At 39.8% G+C, this 16,602-nt stretch carries 18 protein-coding genes and 2 pseudogenes; 12 read left to right on the top strand and 8 right to left on the bottom strand.

The features are described 5' to 3' along the window. Positions 1 to 2: 2 nt before the first annotated feature. The 5 genes from RCG17_RS07235 to RCG17_RS07215 all read right to left on the bottom strand — a co-directional run bounded on the left by RCG17_RS07235 (position 3) and on the right by RCG17_RS07215 (position 4,876). A complete protein-coding gene (locus RCG17_RS07235; protein WP_308174552.1) occupies positions 3 to 677 on the bottom strand; it encodes a YknW family membrane protein in 675 nt (224 codons plus the stop codon). 33 nt (positions 678 to 710) lie between these two features. Beyond that, a complete protein-coding gene (locus RCG17_RS07230) occupies positions 711 to 1,910 on the bottom strand; it encodes an ABC transporter permease (protein WP_308174551.1) in 1,200 nt (399 codons plus the stop codon). Beyond that, positions 1,888 to 2,589 (bottom strand): ABC transporter ATP-binding protein, encoded by a 702-nt coding sequence (locus tag RCG17_RS07225; RefSeq protein ID WP_308174550.1) that lies wholly within the window; start codon positions 2,587 to 2,589, stop codon positions 1,888 to 1,890. Before RCG17_RS07225 ends, RCG17_RS07230 begins: the two co-directional genes overlap by 23 nt. Then, positions 2,586 to 3,773 carry an efflux RND transporter periplasmic adaptor subunit gene (locus tag RCG17_RS07220; RefSeq protein WP_374120901.1) on the bottom strand — a complete coding sequence of 396 codons (1,188 nt, stop codon included), beginning with the start codon at positions 3,771 to 3,773 and terminating at the stop codon, positions 2,586 to 2,588. The genes RCG17_RS07225 and RCG17_RS07220 overlap by 4 nt, the downstream gene beginning before the upstream one ends. 164 nt (positions 3,774 to 3,937) lie before the next feature. Continuing rightward, the gene (locus RCG17_RS07215) at positions 3,938 to 4,876 is read right to left on the bottom strand and encodes a 1,4-dihydroxy-2-naphthoate polyprenyltransferase (protein ID WP_308174548.1); all 939 of its coding nucleotides are present in this window, start codon (positions 4,874 to 4,876) and stop codon (positions 3,938 to 3,940) included. Between the two features lie 514 nt (positions 4,877 to 5,390). Between RCG17_RS07215 and RCG17_RS07210 the strand changes: the two genes are divergently transcribed. The 7 genes and pseudogenes from RCG17_RS07210 (at position 5,391) to RCG17_RS07180 (ending at position 13,479) form a co-directional block, all read left to right on the top strand. Then, positions 5,391 to 6,794 (top strand): isochorismate synthase, encoded by a 1,404-nt coding sequence (locus RCG17_RS07210; RefSeq protein WP_308174547.1) that lies wholly within the window; start codon positions 5,391 to 5,393, stop codon positions 6,792 to 6,794. 1 nt (position 6,795) lies between these two features. Further along, entirely contained in the window at positions 6,796 to 8,550 is a 1,755-nt protein-coding gene (menD, locus tag RCG17_RS07205; protein WP_308174546.1) for a 2-succinyl-5-enolpyruvyl-6-hydroxy-3-cyclohexene-1-carboxylic-acid synthase, read from the top strand. Then, positions 8,550 to 9,359, top strand: coding sequence for a 2-succinyl-6-hydroxy-2,4-cyclohexadiene-1-carboxylate synthase (gene menH, locus RCG17_RS07200; RefSeq protein ID WP_308174545.1), 810 nt, complete (start codon positions 8,550 to 8,552; stop codon positions 9,357 to 9,359). Before menD ends, menH begins: the two co-directional genes overlap by 1 nt. Before the next feature lie 17 nt (positions 9,360 to 9,376). Then, on the top strand, positions 9,377 to 10,195 hold the full coding sequence (gene menB / locus RCG17_RS07195) for a 1,4-dihydroxy-2-naphthoyl-CoA synthase (RefSeq protein ID WP_308174544.1): 819 nt from the start codon (positions 9,377 to 9,379) through the stop codon (positions 10,193 to 10,195). 89 nt (positions 10,196 to 10,284) lie between these two features. Beyond that, on the top strand, positions 10,285 to 11,757 hold the full coding sequence (locus tag RCG17_RS07190; RefSeq protein WP_308174543.1) for an o-succinylbenzoate--CoA ligase: 1,473 nt from the start codon (positions 10,285 to 10,287) through the stop codon (positions 11,755 to 11,757). After that, a pseudogene (menC, locus tag RCG17_RS07185) lies at positions 11,754 to 12,865 on the top strand (o-succinylbenzoate synthase). Before RCG17_RS07190 ends, menC begins: the two are co-directional and overlap by 4 nt. Positions 12,866 to 12,915: 50 nt before the next feature. Beyond that, the gene (locus RCG17_RS07180; RefSeq protein ID WP_308174542.1) at positions 12,916 to 13,479 is read left to right on the top strand and encodes a beta-class carbonic anhydrase; all 564 of its coding nucleotides are present in this window, start codon (positions 12,916 to 12,918) and stop codon (positions 13,477 to 13,479) included. On the opposite strand, the gene yidD is transcribed toward RCG17_RS07180, so the two are convergent. Continuing rightward, complete coding sequence (gene yidD, locus RCG17_RS07175; RefSeq protein WP_308174541.1) at positions 13,476 to 13,718, bottom strand: membrane protein insertion efficiency factor YidD; 243 nt, start codon at positions 13,716 to 13,718, stop codon at positions 13,476 to 13,478. The genes RCG17_RS07180 and yidD overlap by 4 nt on opposite strands. Before the next feature lie 135 nt (positions 13,719 to 13,853). Between yidD and RCG17_RS07170 the strand changes: the two genes are divergently transcribed. Further along, complete coding sequence (locus RCG17_RS07170) at positions 13,854 to 14,321, top strand: S-ribosylhomocysteine lyase (RefSeq protein WP_308174540.1); 468 nt, start codon at positions 13,854 to 13,856, stop codon at positions 14,319 to 14,321. Positions 14,322 to 14,366: 45 nt separating this feature from the next. Here RCG17_RS07170 and ytzI read toward each other — a convergent pair whose 3' ends face one another. Beyond that, a complete protein-coding gene (gene ytzI / locus RCG17_RS07165; protein WP_308174539.1) occupies positions 14,367 to 14,528 on the bottom strand; it encodes a YtzI protein in 162 nt (53 codons plus the stop codon). A 92-nt stretch (positions 14,529 to 14,620) separates the two neighbouring features. On the opposite strand from ytzI, the gene RCG17_RS07160 reads away from it, so the two are divergent. Further along, positions 14,621 to 15,061 (top strand): Dps family protein, encoded by a 441-nt coding sequence (locus RCG17_RS07160; RefSeq protein ID WP_308174538.1) that lies wholly within the window; start codon positions 14,621 to 14,623, stop codon positions 15,059 to 15,061. A gap of 151 nt (positions 15,062 to 15,212) precedes the next feature. Here RCG17_RS07160 and RCG17_RS07155 read toward each other — a convergent pair whose 3' ends face one another. Next, complete coding sequence (locus RCG17_RS07155; RefSeq protein WP_308174537.1) at positions 15,213 to 15,473, bottom strand: DUF6154 family protein; 261 nt, start codon at positions 15,471 to 15,473, stop codon at positions 15,213 to 15,215. Between the two features lie 229 nt (positions 15,474 to 15,702). On the opposite strand from RCG17_RS07155, the pseudogene RCG17_RS07150 reads away from it, so the two are divergent. The 3 genes and pseudogenes from RCG17_RS07150 to RCG17_RS07140 all read left to right on the top strand — a co-directional run bounded on the left by RCG17_RS07150 (position 15,703) and on the right by RCG17_RS07140 (position 16,585). Beyond that, positions 15,703 to 16,028: pseudogene (locus tag RCG17_RS07150) on the top strand (hydrolase). Positions 16,029 to 16,115: 87 nt separating this feature from the next. Beyond that, entirely contained in the window at positions 16,116 to 16,322 is a 207-nt protein-coding gene (locus RCG17_RS07145; protein WP_308174536.1) for an NUDIX hydrolase, read from the top strand. Further along, positions 16,277 to 16,585 carry an NUDIX domain-containing protein gene (locus RCG17_RS07140; protein ID WP_308174535.1) on the top strand — a complete coding sequence of 103 codons (309 nt, stop codon included), beginning with the start codon at positions 16,277 to 16,279 and terminating at the stop codon, positions 16,583 to 16,585. The genes RCG17_RS07145 and RCG17_RS07140 overlap by 46 nt, the downstream gene beginning before the upstream one ends. The last annotated feature ends 17 nt before the right edge of the window (positions 16,586 to 16,602 follow it).

The following is a 16,602-nucleotide window of genomic DNA, read 5'->3' as shown; positions in this document are numbered from 1 at the left end:
TATTAACCGCCAAACTGTGGGAATAAGCCGCTTAAAGAACTGAAACCAATCCCGATTAAGAAGAGGATGACAACAAGGGCAATCGCTTTGGTTTTGCTTAAACCAGCAACAATCTGCATTCCGATTAGGATCACCACATAATACCAGATATCAAAAATATCAAATTGGCCTGCAATAGCCTTTAGTGTTTTGTTATCCCCTACTAACGGTGCCAAGCTAGTATAGGTTGCTTCATAACCGCCAAGCAGAAGGGCGATGATTCCATTCACGATTAATCCAATTGAGGAAATAATACTAGAATAGACAGTGATCCCCAGCAGCTTTTTATATGGAGTATCATTTCCCATAAAAATCATACATAGCTTGTAGAATGCTGCGATAATAAAGAATGAAATTGCTCCTCCAATACCTGCCCCCAATGCCCCCATTCCGACCGTTAAAGAAACTGGAATTTTCATTCCTGCCGTTGAATTAATATCTTTTATAATAGGATTATTTAAACTGATATAAGATGCAAGTGCTCCGCCAATGGCCATTAATACGATCATGAAAAAGATTGGCAATCCAAGCGGCGCTTTTGATTTCATTCTTTCAAATTGCAGACCTGGGGAAGAAATCATCCCAAATAATGATGGTTTTTTCGCTTGTACATTCTCAAATTCTACATTTGTTTCCATATGAACACTCTCCATTTTGATTCGTTGTTTTTTTTACTCGTATCTTAATGCCTCGATAGGGTCCAGCTTTGCAGCCTTGTTTGCTGGAATCAATCCGAAAATAATCCCAAGCGACATGGAGAACAATACGCCGCCGATGACAACCTGCACAGATACCAGCGGAGGCCATTTGGCAAAGTGGGATACGATAAAGGCACCTCCTACGCCTAAACCAATACCAATTACTCCGCCTAAAAGAGTAAGCATCATGGCTTCAATCAGGAATTGAAGCAATATTTTCCCTCGGGTTGCTCCGAGTGCCTTACGAATCCCGATTTCTCTTGTCCGCTCTGTAACCGATACGAGCATGATATTCATTACCCCAATGCCGCCGACAAGTAAAGAAATACCAGCAATCCCGCCGATAATCATCGTCATGATGTTTGTGACTTTTGAAATACTCTTCTTGATTTCTTCAATATTAAAAACTTCATATTTCCCTTTCAAATCAGGTGACTTCGTATCGTTAAGAAGACTGGCAGCTTTTTTCCCTGCCAGCTCCAACTTACTTACATCTTTAGCCTGGAGTGTAACAGATTGAATATTATCCGTGCCAAATAAGACAGGCCAAATAGATAATGGCATTAGCATCTCATCAAGACCCATGCCAAAGATGCCATCCTGTGATTTGTAGACACCGATTACTTGAAACGGCTGTCCCTTCACCTCAATAATTTGACCGATGGCATTTTTACTTTTAAAAAAATCCCCAGCAGCCTTTTCATTCATCATGATTACATTATTCGATTGAGCAAAATCATTCATGTTTAACCTTCTGCCCTTTACCAAATTTACAGTATTAACGGCAAAATATTCCTCCTCAATCCCATAAATTTGGGCACTGATCGTCTTGTCATCAACAGCAATGCTTTCCATTGAGCTATTTGTGGTAATAACATGGGCAATTTCAGGAATCTTTCTAAGCTGCATTAAACTCTCCTGAGTGAATGTTGGCTCTTGATCAAAAGGCAGTGCAAAGGAGTCTTCGCTATCAGGTGTAAAGTTAATCTGAATTGTATTGTTTCCTGCACCGGCAAATTGCGATTTTAATGCTGCTTCACCACCCTGGCCGATGGCAACAACGGTTATAATCGATCCGACACCAATAATAATCCCGAGCATCGTAAGGGTTGAACGCAATTTATGAGCCATAATGGAGGAAAACGCAATTTTAATGCTGTCCAATAAACTCACTTGATTTTCCCCCTTTATCCTCGATTATTTGCCCATCCTTAAGTACAATCCGACGTGATGTATATGCAGCAACCTCATCCTCATGGGTGACAACAATAATTGTTGTTCCTTCTTGATTTAATGCAGTAAAAATCTCCATAACCTGTTCTCCGGACTTTGAGTCAAGGGCACCGGTTGGTTCGTCTGCTAAAACAAAGGTAGGGTTGTTAACAATTGAACGTGCGATCGCAACACGCTGCTTTTGGCCGCCAGACAACTGATTGGGTAAATGGGTTACCCGTTCTGCCAACCCTACTTTTGTAAGAGCTTCAAAGGCCCGTTCACGTCGGTCTTTCTTGGGAACACCGCCGTATACAAGCGGCAATTCAACATTTGCTAAAGCCGTTAATCTGGGCAGGAGATGAAATTGTTGAAAAACAAACCCTATGTATTTATTTCTAAGAAGTGCAAGCTGTGCTCCATCTGATTTTAGGACATTCACATCATTTAAGAGGTACTCTCCAGATGTTGGCCGGTCTAAACACCCGATAATGTTCATAAGTGTCGACTTACCAGAACCAGAGGGACCCATAATCGAAACAAATTCTCCTTCTTCAATTTGAAGATTAATATCATGGAGAACGGGTACTTCAAGCACACCTTGTTTATAGGTTTTAAAGATGTGTTTTAGACTGATCATTTCGTTTTCACTTCCAATCCTTCGTATACGTTTGTGGAAGGATTTTTTACGACTTTTTCTCCGACTTTCAAACCTTTAAGGACTTCGGTTAAATTCCCATCACCAATGCCAGTTGTTACAGTTTGTTTCTGAAGCTTATTGTTTCTGACTACATAGACAAAGCGGGAATTGCCTTTATCAACGATACTATTGCTTGGTACAGCCAGCATTTTCTTTGTGGATAAATTCACTTGAATGGAAACATGGTAACCCGGTGACAACCCTTCTTGCGAATCAAGTGCGGCTTTGAAATTATAGTAAGAGATATTTTGCGATTGCTGGCCTGATGAAGCAAGGGCACTTTGACCAGCTTCATCTGAAGTCGGATACTCGCTGATTTCCGTAATTTTTCCCGCCCATGTCTTGTTGGCAAAAGCCTTTGCCGTCACTGTAATTGGTTGGTTTGGCTGCAGCTGGGACTTTTGCAGTTCTGTTAATGTTCCTTGAATGATAAAAGGATCTTTAGATGCAATTTGAACGACGGGATTCGCTTGTGTTCCAAGTGCTTGTGAAGTATTCTGACCAGCATCCTTATTCACTTTTTGGACAACGCCGCCATAACTGCTGTAAACGGTCAAACTTTTTTGTTTATTCTGGAGGTCTTCTTCTTGAAGCTTGTTTTTTTCGATCTCAAGTTCTGTTGTTTGCTGTTGGTATTGCAAATCTTCCAGCTGAGCATCTAAGGGATCTGTTACTTCTTTTGGTGAATTTGCATCTTTGGCTTTTTTAATTTCATTTTGTAAGGATAGGATTTTTTTGTTTCCTTGATCATAACGAATCTTAGTTGATTTTTTATCGATTTCAAGCTGCCTTATTTGAATCGAGAGCTCAGGATTGTCGTAGGAAAATAATTTCTGGCCCTTTGCTACTTCTTGCCCTTCCTTTACAAACAGCTCTTTAACAGTTCCTTTTGTTGGATCTTGATAAATGGTTTCGATGTTACCGGGGACAATTCGTCCTGATACAAGCTTCGTGTTACTTAATTCCTTATTTGTAACACTGGCAAAATTTAAATCTTTGACACTATTATTCTTCTTACTTTGCATAACCGTTATATTAATGGCAGCAATGATAACGATTAAGAGGATAATGCTTATGACAATCCATTTTTTCTTTCTTGGCTGGGGGATTTGTTCTGGTTGCAAGGTAACCTCCTCCTTTATTGGTAAAATTTTCATGAATCTTCTCTCATTATATAAATGCTTTTTATGATAAACAAGTTAAATTGTTAAATATATTACAAAAATTTACAAATTTTTTAAAAATAAGCAAAAAAATAGCTTCTGCCAAAAAGGCAGAAGCTATTTTTTTAAGAGAAAAAGTGTCCGATAAACAACCCGACTGCAAGCAGAAATCCAAAGAATGTATTCGTTTGGGCTGTTGCCTTCATGGCGGGTGCCATTTTGATCGGAACATTATTATGAATAAATCCTTTAATTGCTTGAATTGGTTTTGGTGTGCTTAGAATAACAAGTGCAATCCAAATTGGCGCGACACCGCTAATAATGAGTGCTAATACCCATAGATACGATATGATAAACAGGCTGGCCAAGATGTAAACAGCTTTTGTTTTCCCAAAAAGAACGGCAAGTGTTTTGCGGCCATTTTCTTTATCGCCATCAAGATCACGAATATTGTTGGATAAGTTGATTCCACCCACTAGAAGCATAATGGGGATGGATACAAGGACGCTTGTCCTGTCAACAGTTCCTGTTTGGATAAAAAATGAGATTAAAATAATCAAAAATCCCATAAAGAACCCGGAAAGAAGCTCTCCAAAAGGAGTGTATGAAATAGGAAGCGGACCACCCGTATATAAGTATCCAGCCGCCATACAGATTAGCCCAACCACAGCAAGCCACCAGCTGCTGCTTGCACAAATATAAATACCTAGCAAAAGCGAAATTCCATACATGCATAATGCAAGATTAAGTACCGTTTTCGGCTTAACCCCATCACGGACAATCGTTCCGCCAATTCCAACCGAATGCTCAGTGTCCAGGCCTCTTTTGAAATCATAATATTCGTTAAACAGGTTCGTGGCAATTTGAATTAATAAACTCGCAATTAACATGGCGAAGAAAAGGCCGAAACTAAACTTTTCGTATCTTAGTGCAAGTGCAGAACCTAGCAGAACGGGCACAAAGGAGGCTGTTAAGGTATGCGGTCTAGTCATTTGCCACCAAATTTGAAAACCACGGTTTGATTCTACGCCAGGTTTAGAACTTGAAGGTAATTGTGGCTGCATATTTGATCTCTCCTTTTAAAATAGGCTGTGTTAACGGACATTGTTGATTTTTTAAGCCTGTTGATTGGAGCGGAGGGCACTTGACTCCTGCGGGAGTACGGGGCTGGGGAGACCCCACAGGCGCTTAAGCGCCGAGGAGGCTCCCCTGGCACGCCCGCGGAAAGCAAGTGCCTGGAGCGGAAATCAACAGTCAAATTAACACAGCCAAAAATAATATCTATAAATTTTAGATAAACTACTTGTACAATATCAAAGAATATTATCCAAAACTAAGTGTATGGAATTAGCTTAACAGTGTCAATGACTTTTTAACTACTTTAATTGGAGGATTTTCCTAGCCTGTTGTTTAGTGGAAATTAAGTGGCAGACATATGTAAAGATATTCATATAATAAGGAATAAACTAGGCACTTTTGTGACTTGTAATATTGACACCGCTCTTATTGGAGTAGTATCTTAAAATAGGCTTAAAATGAATGGATAACAGCTTTTATTGCTGTTTTGGAGGGATTTCTTTGGTTACCATTCAAGAAACGGATATAAAAGAAAAAGTAATGGCAGCGCTAACGAAAGCGAAAACGCTTGATCGGCCGATTTTAGTTAGTGTTGTAAATAAAATTGATGATATAGACCCGATAGTGTTTTTTCAAAATGGAAGAGAACAGTTTTTGGGAGAACGATTTTTCTGGAAGGATCCTTCAGACGAAATTATTCTCGTTGGCATGGGAATAGCAAAGCAAATACAGTCGGATCAGGCTTCTGACCGCTTTTTTCATGTTGAAAAAGAATGGCAGGATTTTTTAGCTGAAGCCTTAACCTATAACACCTATGAGGAAAATGGAGTTGGACCGCTTATTTTTGGTGGATTTTCCTTTGATCCATTAAAGCAAAAGACTGAGCTTTGGAGTAAATTCTCCCATTCACAGTTTCATGTTCCTAAGTTTATGCTTAGCATCATTCACGGGAAAACGTTTTTGACAACTAACATTATATGTTCTAAGCATGATGATCCTAGCTTTTATGAAAAGGCCGCAAAAGATCTGCAGGTCCTTTTTAGCAGTGTTGTTCAAGACAAGGATCAACAGCAGCCTCCACGACTTATTGATACGAATGTTATCTCTCCCCAGAGATGGAGGGAAACAGTTGATAAGGTTGTTCAGGATTTAAAAAATGGACCACTTAAAAAAGTAGTCCTTGCCCGTGAACTGCGGCTTATTTTTGATCAGGACGTGGCAAGTGAGAAGGTTTTATGTACGCTTCGTAAAGAACAGCATAATAGTTTTACTTTTGCTTTTGAGTCCAACGGGGACTGCTTTATTGGTGCTACACCAGAACGGCTTGTTAAAAAGCAGGGAGATAATGTCTTTTCAACCTGTTTAGCAGGCTCGATTCCGAGGGGAAAAACGACAGAAGATGACCAAATCTTAGGCGAACAATTATTAGCAGACCGAAAAAATAGAATGGAACATCAGTATGTTGTCGATATGATTAAAGAAGCCTTGGAAGAATCTTGTGAGGATCTCATTTTGCCAGATAAGCCGCAATTGATGAAACTAAAAAATATTCAGCATCTTTACACCCCGGTTATTGGAAAATGCAAAAAGGATGCGTCCCTTTTACTTTTAGTTGAAAGACTGCATCCCACACCAGCACTTGGCGGACTTCCAAAGAAAGAAGCAGTTGAAAAGATTAGACAGGTTGAGGAACTGGATCGAGGATTTTTTGGTGCGCCGCTTGGCTGGATTGATTATAAAGGAAATGGAGAATTTGCTGTTTCCATACGCTCAGGTTTGATACAAGGAAAAGAGGCTTCTCTCTTTGCTGGATGTGGCATTGTGGCAGATTCAGATGCGGAAAGTGAATTTATGGAGACGAGTTTGAAATTTAGACCAATGCTTACTGCGCTTGGAGGAAAGTAAAATGAATCATCAAGAAGCTTTAACTGCTTATACAGCTGCCTTTGTAGCAGAGTTAGTACAAACAGGTGTTACGGACGCAGTCGTCAGTCCAGGCTCAAGGTCCACTCCGATGGCCATGGTGATGGCGGAACATCCGGGATTGAATGTCCATATTCATGTGGATGAACGCTCTGCTGCATTTTTTGCACTTGGAATTGCCAAGGCAAGCGGAAAGCCTGTTGCCATCCTTTGTACATCCGGGACAGCGGCGGCTAACTATTTCCCGGCTGTCGCCGAGGCCAATATCTCACGGATTCCGTTGATTGTCATTACCTCTGACAGACCGCATGAATTAAGAGATGTAGGTGCACCCCAGGCAATTGACCAAATTCACTTATACGGTCATCATGTAAAATGGTTTGCGGAAATGGCTGTGCCTGAAAATAGTAATGAAATGTTGCATTATGTAAGAAGTGTTTGTGGCCGTGCAGCAGCAACTGCTCTTCAAGCACCCTCTGGACCAGTTCATCTGAATTTTCCGTTTCGGGAACCCCTCATCCCAAAAATTGATGATGAGAATGTTTTTCAATTAAAAGAACGTCCACGAAGATATGTGAATGTCCGTAATGGAGCATTAACCATTGATAAAACTGATCTTCGGGAAATTGCCGCGGCTTTAAATGAGCATGAAAAAGGGATGATTATTTGCGGCCAAATAGAGGATGAAGCATTTATAGAAGTGGTATTGGAGCTTTCTGAACGATTACATTTTCCAATCTTGGCGGATCCCTTGTCACAGTTAAGAAGTGGAATGCATTCGACTGAAAATGTGATTGATGCCTATGACACGTTTTTACGAAGTGGTGACGCCAAAGATTATTTGAAACCAACCATTGTTTTGCGTTTTGGGGCTATGCCTGTTTCAAAGGCGCTGACGATCTTCTTAAAAGAAAACCATCAGGCGGAGCACTTAGTTGTTGATGGCGGTGGAGGCTGGCGTGATCCTGCTGCACTTTCTACCGAGATGATTTATTGTAACGAAACGATTTTTTGTCAAGAACTCATGTCCGAGCTAAAGGAAAATAAGAATCAACAATATTTACATAAGTGGCAGGCACTAAATCGCTTAATAAAGGAAAATCTCACCGCCATAAGAGATACAGCAGAATTAAGTGAATCACGTTTGTTTTATCAATTAGCTGAAATGCTTCCTGAAAATGCTAATTTATTTGTCGGAAACAGCATGCCGATTCGCGATTTAGACAGCTTCTTCCATAATAATCGTAAATCGATTCGTATTTTGGCTAACAGGGGAGCAAATGGAATTGATGGGACAGTTTCAACGGCATTAGGTGCCGCATCAGTTTCACAGCAGCCGTCATTTCTTGTGCTGGGTGACTTAACCTTTTTCCATGATTTAAACGGCTTGCTTGCTGCTAAACTCTATCCTATTGATATAACCATCATCATTATCAATAATAATGGCGGCGGAATTTTCTCCTTCCTGCCGCAGGCGGAGCATCCAAAACACTTTGAACTGTTGTTTGGAACGCCTCTTGATCTTGATTTTGAACATGTTGTTCGCATGTATAATGGGAAATTTACACGTGTTCAGGATTGGGATCATTTTGGGGCAGTCATGGAGTCTTCGAAAACGACTCATGGTTTAAATGTCATCGAGGTTGTGACAAAAAGAGACAGGAATACCGAAGAACATCGGAAAGTGTGGAATTTGGTTTCCCAGGAAATATCAAAGTATGTCAATGGTGAGCAGTAATGGAGATTGTCATAGAAGGAGCTCATTATCATATCGAAACATGTGGTGAAAGGGATCCGCTTCTCTTGCTGCATGGTTTTACTGGAGATTCTTCCACATGGCTTCCTTTTTGTGAAAAATGGGGTAAGCATTCGAGACTAATCATTCCTGATCTTATTGGTCATGGAAAAACAGATGCTCCCCAGAACGCAGATCGTTACCAGATTGAAGCAGGAGCCAAGGATTTACTTTATATTCTTGAAAAATTAGATTGCAAAAAAGTTGATGTACTCGGCTACTCAATGGGAGGCAGACTAGCACTAACCTTTGCAATCCTGTATCCGGAAAAGGTTAACAGGTTGATTCTCGAAAGTTCATCCCCTGGATTGTTAACGGAAACTGAAAGATTAGAAAGACGTATGAAAGATGGAGAACTTGCGGATTTTATTATAGAAAAGGGAATAGAAAACTTCGTTGATTATTGGGAAAACATCCCTCTCTTCTCCACGATGAGGAATTTGCCGCAAAAAATAAAAGATAAGGTCAGACAGCAACGCCTTTTGCATTCTCCTCAAGGATTAGCAAACAGTTTAGTGGGAATGGGAACAGGCGCACAGCCATCATGGTGGGGGAAGTTAGAGCAAGTTGACCTCCAAGTCCTTTTGCTTACGGGAGAAAAAGACGAAAAGTTTTGCCTCATTGCCGAAAAGATGCAAAAGCTATTGAAAAATAGTAACTGGATGGTTATTGAAAATAGTGGACATGCATTACACGTGGAAGTGAAAGAAAAATTTGGTACAATAGTAAGTGAGTTTTTGCTTAATACATAATAAAGGAGGATATTATTTTGACAGTAGAATGGGTTCCAAGTCGTAAATATGAAGAAATCATGTATGAAACCTATAATGGGATTGCAAAAATAACGATTAATCGTCCACATGTCCATAATGCATTTACTCCAAAGACAGTAATGGAGTTAATTGATGCATTTGCATATGCTCGTGATGATGCAAGTGTTGGGGTAATTATTTTAACTGGTGCAGGGGACAAAGCATTTTGTTCTGGCGGGGACCAAAAGGTTCGCGGTCATGGCGGCTATGTTGGTGAAGACCAAATTCCGCGTTTAAATGTTCTTGACCTGCAAAGATTAATCCGTGTGATTCCAAAGCCAGTTGTAGCTATGGTTAAAGGCTATGCGATTGGCGGCGGACATGTGCTTCACATTGTCTGTGATCTAACAATTGCTGCTGATAACGCTATTTTTGGACAAACAGGACCAAAAGTCGGCAGTTTTGATGCTGGTTATGGCTCAGGATATCTGGCTAGAATCGTTGGTCATAAGAAGGCTCGCGAAATTTGGTATTTATGTCGTCAATACAATGCGCAAGAAGCATTGGATATGGGTCTGGTCAATACCGTTGTTCCATTAGAGCAAGTTGAAGAAGAAACAATTAAATGGTGTGAAGAAATGTTGGAAAAAAGCCCGATGGCTCTTCGTTTCCTAAAAGCAGCCTTTAATGCTGATACGGATGGCTTAGCAGGAATTCAACAGTTTGCCGGTGATGCGACATTGCTTTATTACACAACTGATGAAGCCAAAGAAGGCCGAGATGCATTCAAGGAAAAGCGGAAGCCAAATTTTGACCAATTCCCTAAATTCCCTTGATCGGTAAGTGTGTGCGCTAAAAATATTTTTTGACTTGCAGCTTGGTGGTTTTTCCATCAAGCTGTTTTTACTAAGAAGGAGAATGAATCATGGATAGAATGCCAAACTTTTTGAAAAAAAGAGCGTTCTTGACACCCGACAGGACCGCAATTTATTTCCAAGAAGAGACGTTAACGTTTAAACAACTTTATGATTCGGCAGTAAAAACAGCTGGCAAGCTTCAATCATTTGGATTAGCCAAAGGGGATTTTGCTGGTGTAATGCTGACAAACCAACTCGAAACCGTTGTGGTCTTGTTTGCTTTTCAATTGCTCGGTTTAACTGCGGTAATCCTAAATAACCGATTATCATCCGCAGAACTAGAATGGCAGCTAAATGACTCTAAGGCAGTTCTTGTGATTTTAGACGCTGCTTTTTGGGAAAAGGTACCGCCAACTCGCAAAGTAACAACGGAAGAGTTGTTCGCTGCGACTGCTACGAACCCGAAAATACAGGAAGAAGTGGACTTATCAGCTGTTTGTACAATTATGTACACCTCCGGTACAACAGGCAATCCTAAAGGAGTGATCCAGACGTACGGAAACCATTGGTGGAGTGCGATTGGGTCGGCTTTAAATCTTGGTTACACGGAAGAAGACTGCTGGCTGTGTGCTGTTCCATTATTCCATATCAGTGGCTATTCGATTTTAATGAAAAGCGTTATTTATGGCATGCCAATTGTATTGCATGAGAGCTTTGATGCGCAAAAAACAGTTGAGGATATTCGGAGTAAACATGTTACGGTTATGTCTGTTGTCGGCACAACCCTTACGAGGATTGTTGATGCATTGGAAGGAGAGCGCCTTCCTAATTATTTTCGCTGCATGCTTTTAGGCGGCGGGCCTGCTCCATTACCCTTGCTACAGGCTTGTGTGGAAAAAGAAATTCCTGTTTTTCAAACATACGGAATGACCGAAACCTCCTCTCAAATTGTTACACTTGCACCTGAATATAGTATTCAGAAGCTAGGGTCTGCAGGGAAGCCGTTGTTCCCGTCGCAAATTAAAATTGAAAGGGTGGACGGAAGTCTAGCTCACGCAAAAGAAGAGGGTGAGATTGTTGTAAAGGGCCCAAATGTGACCTCTGGCTATTTATATCGCCCTGATGCGACCAAGGAAAAACTTCGTGAGGGCTGGCTTTATACGGGGGATATTGGCTATTTGGATGAGGAAGGGTTTTTATATGTTTTGGACAGACGCTCCGATTTAATTATTTCAGGGGGAGAAAATATTTACCCTGCGGAGATTGAAGCTGTATTGTTAAGTCATTCTTATGTCGCAGATGTCGGGGTAACGGGAGTTGCGGATGATACTTGGGGGCAGATCCCGATTGCTTTTATTGTCACAAAATCAGAAGAGGCTGCATGTTCTGAGGATGATTTAAGGCACCTTTGTATGGAACAAATGGCAAAATATAAAGTTCCAAAACGCTTTTATTTTGTGAAGGAACTGCCGAGGAATGCATCTAAAAAACTCCTTCGCCGAAAACTTATTGACCTGCTTAATGACGGTGATTGCGAATGATTAACATATCGTCTATTCATCTGTATGTCATTAAAATGCCGTTAAAATCTCCGTTTCTCACCCATTTAGGTGCTGTTACAGAACGTGAAGGCATCATTGTAGAAGTTACTGATAAGGATGGTGTTAGTGGTTATGGCGAGGGAGTTGCCTTTTCCTCACCATGGTACACGGAAGAGACGGTTGAAACAAGCTTACATATGTTAACTTCTTTTTTAATCCCATTGCTTGAAAAAAATCCGATCGACCATCCACAGGAGCTTTCTCAATTATTTGCTTCAGTACGCCGCAACAATATGGCAAAGGCAGGACTTGAAACAGCTGTTTGGGATCTATATGCAAAAAAACAAAACCAGTCATTGTCTAAATTGATTGGCGGGACAAGTAGCAGGATCGCTTCTGGGGTAGTTGTTGCAACAGATTCCACGGAAAATGCTCTTGCTCAGATTGAAGGCTATTTAAAGGACGGCTATCAGCGCTTTAAAATAAAAATTAATCCACAGCTCGACCTGAAGTTTTTGCGAGAGATCCGTGCTTCTTATCCAGAAATTCAACTAATGGCCGATGCGAATTCTGCTTATAGTTTAAAGGATGTTGAACGTCTCAAAGCATTGGATAAATTTAACCTTTTGATGATTGAACAGCCTCTTGCCCACGATGATATTATTGAGCATGCGATTCTCCAAAAGGAAATTCAAACTCCAATTTGTTTGGATGAAAGTATTGTTACCTTTGAGGATGCCCGTAAAGCAATTGAACTGGGGAGCTGCAAAGTGATTAATATTAAAATTGGCAGGGTGGGCGGCCTAAAAGAAGCGATTCGAATCCATGATTATTGCTATGAGAGAAACATCCGGTATGGTGCGGCGGGATGATTGAGTTTGGGGTATCACGGGCACATAACATTGCTCTTGCCTCGCTTCCTGGTTTTACAATCCCAGGAGATATTTCAGCCTCCAGCCGATTTTGGGAGCAGGATATTATTTTGCCGAAAGTAACGGTAAAGGACGGCTGGGTGGAGGTTCCCGAGGGTTCTGGAATTGGGTTCCAAATCAATGAAAAACGGCTTCAAGAAACACTTTTAGAAAAAAAGAAATTTATTTTTAAATAAATCCACAAAGTAGTGTAAAATAATTTATGGAAGAAAGGTGCGTGAAAATTATGACATTACTTAGTGAAATACTAGATTACAATCAACAGTTTGTTCAAAATGAAGAATATAAAAAATACGAAACAACTAAATTTCCCAAAAAACGCATGGTTGTTCTAACATGCATGGATACCAGACTTCTTGAACTTTTACCAAAATCAATGAATTTGAGCAATGGAGATGTTAAGACAGTAAAAAATGCCGGTGCCCTTGTAAGCCACCCGTTTGGAAGTGTTATGAGGAGTATTTTGATTGCTGTCTATGAGCTCCAAGCGGAAGAAGTATTTGTTATTGGTCATCATGATTGCGGGATGAGTGCCTTAAAATCAGAGCGAATGGTTGAAAGCATGAAAGAACGGGGAATTTCGGAGGAAACACTTGAAACTCTCAGTTATTCTGGCATTGATTTTGAAAAATGGCTACATGGGTTTGATAATGTTTTTGACAGTGTGAAACATAGTGTAAACATCATAAGGAATCACCCATTAATGCCTGAAGGTGTTCCTGTTCACGGATTGGTGATCGACCCAACAACAGGCAAGCTGGACTTAGTAGTTGATGGATATGGAGCTTAATGCTCCTTTTTTTTGTTGGCCATTTTTCCAGGAACAGGGTCTACTCCGCCTGGATGGAAGGGGTGGCATTTTAAAATCCGTTTGATTGCCAGCCACCCACCTTTAAATGCCCCAAAGCGCTCTACAGCTTCTAAGCCATAATGAGAACATGTAGGGTAAAAACGACAGCTAGGCGGCTTAAGCGGCGATATGACGATTTGATAAAAACGAATAACAGAAAGAAATACCTTTTTAAGCATTTTTTTTCTCCTTTACTTTACCTGTATCAAACATATCATAATGAAGTGTAAAGGTCTAAATTGATTATTTAGGATGATAAATCATTTTTTTTAAGGTATCATGAATATAGATTTGTAATGAGGAGTGATGTTTAAATGCCATCTGTTGAAAGCTTTGAATTAGACCATAATGCAGTGAAAGCCCCTTATGTGAGACATTGCGGTGTCCATAAGGTGGGAACTGATGGGGTTGTAAATAAATATGATATTCGTTTTTGCCAGCCAAACAAACAAGCAATGGATCCTGCGGCGCTTCATGCCTTAGAGCATATGCTTGCCTATACGATCCGTAAATACACAAAGGATCATTTTGATATTATCGATATTTCACCAATGGGCTGCCAAACAGGATTTTATCTGGTTGTCAGCGGAGAGCCAAATGTTGAGGATATCATTGATTTACTTGATGCAACAATGAAGGATGCACTACAATTGACTGAAGTTCCTGCAGCAAATGAAGTTCAATGCGGTCAAGCAGCGCTTCATGACTTAGAAGGGGCCAAGAAAATCATGCAAGCTTGGCTTGAGCATAGCAAAGAAGACTTGAAACAAATTTTTGCATAAATAAAGAGACACTCCTATTCAAGATGTTGAATAGGAGTGTTTTTTTTAACTCTGGGATTTGTCTGGTTCATCTTCTTGGTTAAGATGTGGATTGTTTTCTAACGGGTCGACGGTATGTTTATAAGAATAGGCTTTAGAGGTGGTTATCACGCTTAAAAGTAAAACAATGATGACAATAACGATGCAAACTACAAAAATGGTTGTCATTGTACCCTCCTTTTTTTCCTTTTATTGTATCATGAAAACATAATGGTTTTAATTAATATGGATTGGGTAACATAGGGTCGGAGGGATGAAAAATGTCACAGGAATTAGTAGACTCTGTAAATGTACAAGTTGCCAATTTAACTGTTTTATATGAAAAACTGCATCATTTTCATTGGTTTGTGAAAGGACACCATTTCTTTACGCTTCATGAGAAGTTTGAAGAACTGTACAATGAAATAACCGGTACCATGGATGAAGTGGCTGAACGTTTACTAATCATCGGCGAAAAACCTCTTTCGACATTAAAAGCGTGCCTGGATGCAGCCACCATTAAAGAGGCTGCTGGAACTGAACAAACAGAGAAAGAAATGGTTCAGGCTGTGATTAATGATTTTGAACAAATGATTGCCGAGAATAGTCAGACGATTGACCTTGCGGAGAAAGCCAACGACGAAGTAACGGCAGATTTATTTATCGGCATCTCTGAAAGTCTAGGTAAACACGTTTGGATGCTCAAAGCATTTTTAGGGTAGTTCTGAAGCACATGGACAGCGAAAATGAGTCGTGATGGTAATCAGAATAGGAAACAAAAAAACATGTGCATGATACAATCCGGCACATGTTTTTTTATTTTTATCGATTTCGTTTTGGTACCTCAAAAAGGCACTTCCACTTTTCTATGTATTAATGAATGTTTCTTGGGTGAAATGTATTATTATTTCGGCGCTGTCCGTATTCTTCTTGGGCAAACTTTACTTTTAAGCTTTCAATTAAATACAGTCCAATAAGATCATATAATTCTTGCTCATCCATATCTCGGATTATTCCTAATAAATCTTCCCTTGACATCTCTTCTAAAAAAGCAAATGTGAGCATATCAATGTCTTCTTCATCACCCGTCAGCTTGTTACGATAAAGGTCAAAAAGTTCATCCACTAGTTTCATTTCTTTCACCTCTCCTATTTAGGATATTTTTGTTTCTTACTTATTCATTGCCCCTAAAAGTATGAAAATATTCCATTTAAACAAAGATGAAAGGATTACTCGAGTCATTCAAAAAATATAAATGGTTATTTATTAATTTTATGATAAATTTCCCCAAAAATGAAGAAAAAAGAACTAAAGAATAAAATCTTATTTTTGTGGAAGAGTTAAGGAAAAGGGGGATGATTAGATGGAGCAGCAAAAAAAGGCTTATTATATAGAACCGGGACAGGAGAAATTTCACAAAGTGCAACAAGTTCAACTTGGAGCTATAAAATTTATGCAACGGATGAGGAAATCATTGAGCTCCGTGAATTATTTGACCAAAACTACGCAACGGAATGGCAAAACTTCTTTCGGGCCCATGTGCCATATGTACAATACCATTATGACCGAGAAAATGATGCCTATGACCAAACGATCGCTAAGGTTTATGAGATGCTCTATAATCTAGGTGACGAGGAAGCCAAAAATCATATTAAGACAATGAACATTTTGCCTGAAAATAATCGATAATCCTTATCTTTTGAGATAGGGATTTTTCTTTTCTCGTTAAAAATCGACTATAATAATGATATGAATGAAATGTAAGGCGTGATAAGGATGAAAACCTTTTTAGATAAGTATGGAAACAAAGTGGAGCTATCTTTTTCAGACCATGCTTTTGACGAACCAGCAAAACATGTTCTGATTATCTGCCAATATGAAGGAAAATGGCTTTTGACGCAGCATAAAATGCGCGGCCAGAATTTCCCGGTGGAAAGATGGAAGCAGGGGAAACGCTTGAAGATACAGCACATCGGGAAGTAAATGAAGAAACAGGTGCCATGGTAAACGAACTTATAAAAATTGGGGAATATAGGGTAACAGACTCTAAAGGTTCATTTGTAAAAGCTGTTTTTTGGGGGAAAGTAAAAAGTATGACTCTAAAAAGCGATTATTTGGAAACCAACGGACCGATTTTGGTGGATGGTGATATTCTGAAGCTTCGCTTTGGCCCAGAATACAGTTTTATTATGAAGGATCAGGTTGTTGAAGAATGCATCAAAAGATTAGCTATCTTGAAAAATTAAAAGAATAGCGAGATTCT

This window comes from Neobacillus sp. PS3-12, from assembly GCF_030915385.1.
Lineage (GTDB): Bacteria > Bacillota > Bacilli > Bacillales > Cytobacillaceae > JAEVLT01.
This window is presented reverse-complemented; position numbering and strand designations above follow the sequence as displayed.

What these genes read in the sequence shown, in the direction of transcription:
- RCG17_RS07235 (WP_308174552.1), bottom strand. Translation starts at nt 677, where the DNA reads ATGGAAACAAATGTAGAATTTGAGAATGTACAAGCGAAAAAACCATCA.
- RCG17_RS07225 (WP_308174550.1), bottom strand. Translation starts at nt 2,589, where the DNA reads ATGATCAGTCTAAAACACATCTTTAAAACCTATAAACAAGGTGTGCTT.
- RCG17_RS07215 (WP_308174548.1), bottom strand. Translation starts at nt 4,876, where the DNA reads ATGCAGCCACAATTACCTTCAAGTTCTAAACCTGGCGTAGAATCAAAC.
- menD (WP_308174546.1), top strand. Translation starts at nt 6,796, where the DNA reads ATGAATCATCAAGAAGCTTTAACTGCTTATACAGCTGCCTTTGTAGCA.
- menH (WP_308174545.1), top strand. Translation starts at nt 8,550, where the DNA reads ATGGAGATTGTCATAGAAGGAGCTCATTATCATATCGAAACATGTGGT.
- RCG17_RS07190 (WP_308174543.1), top strand. Translation starts at nt 10,285, where the DNA reads ATGGATAGAATGCCAAACTTTTTGAAAAAAAGAGCGTTCTTGACACCC.
- RCG17_RS07180 (WP_308174542.1), top strand. Translation starts at nt 12,916, where the DNA reads ATGACATTACTTAGTGAAATACTAGATTACAATCAACAGTTTGTTCAA.
- yidD (WP_308174541.1), bottom strand. Translation starts at nt 13,718, where the DNA reads ATGCTTAAAAAGGTATTTCTTTCTGTTATTCGTTTTTATCAAATCGTC.
- RCG17_RS07170 (WP_308174540.1), top strand. Translation starts at nt 13,854, where the DNA reads ATGCCATCTGTTGAAAGCTTTGAATTAGACCATAATGCAGTGAAAGCC.
- ytzI (WP_308174539.1), bottom strand. Translation starts at nt 14,528, where the DNA reads ATGACAACCATTTTTGTAGTTTGCATCGTTATTGTCATCATTGTTTTA.
- RCG17_RS07160 (WP_308174538.1), top strand. Translation starts at nt 14,621, where the DNA reads ATGTCACAGGAATTAGTAGACTCTGTAAATGTACAAGTTGCCAATTTA.
- RCG17_RS07155 (WP_308174537.1), bottom strand. Translation starts at nt 15,473, where the DNA reads ATGAAACTAGTGGATGAACTTTTTGACCTTTATCGTAACAAGCTGACG.
- RCG17_RS07145 (WP_308174536.1), top strand. Translation starts at nt 16,116, where the DNA reads ATGAAAACCTTTTTAGATAAGTATGGAAACAAAGTGGAGCTATCTTTT.
- RCG17_RS07140 (WP_308174535.1), top strand. Translation starts at nt 16,277, where the DNA reads ATGGAAGCAGGGGAAACGCTTGAAGATACAGCACATCGGGAAGTAAAT.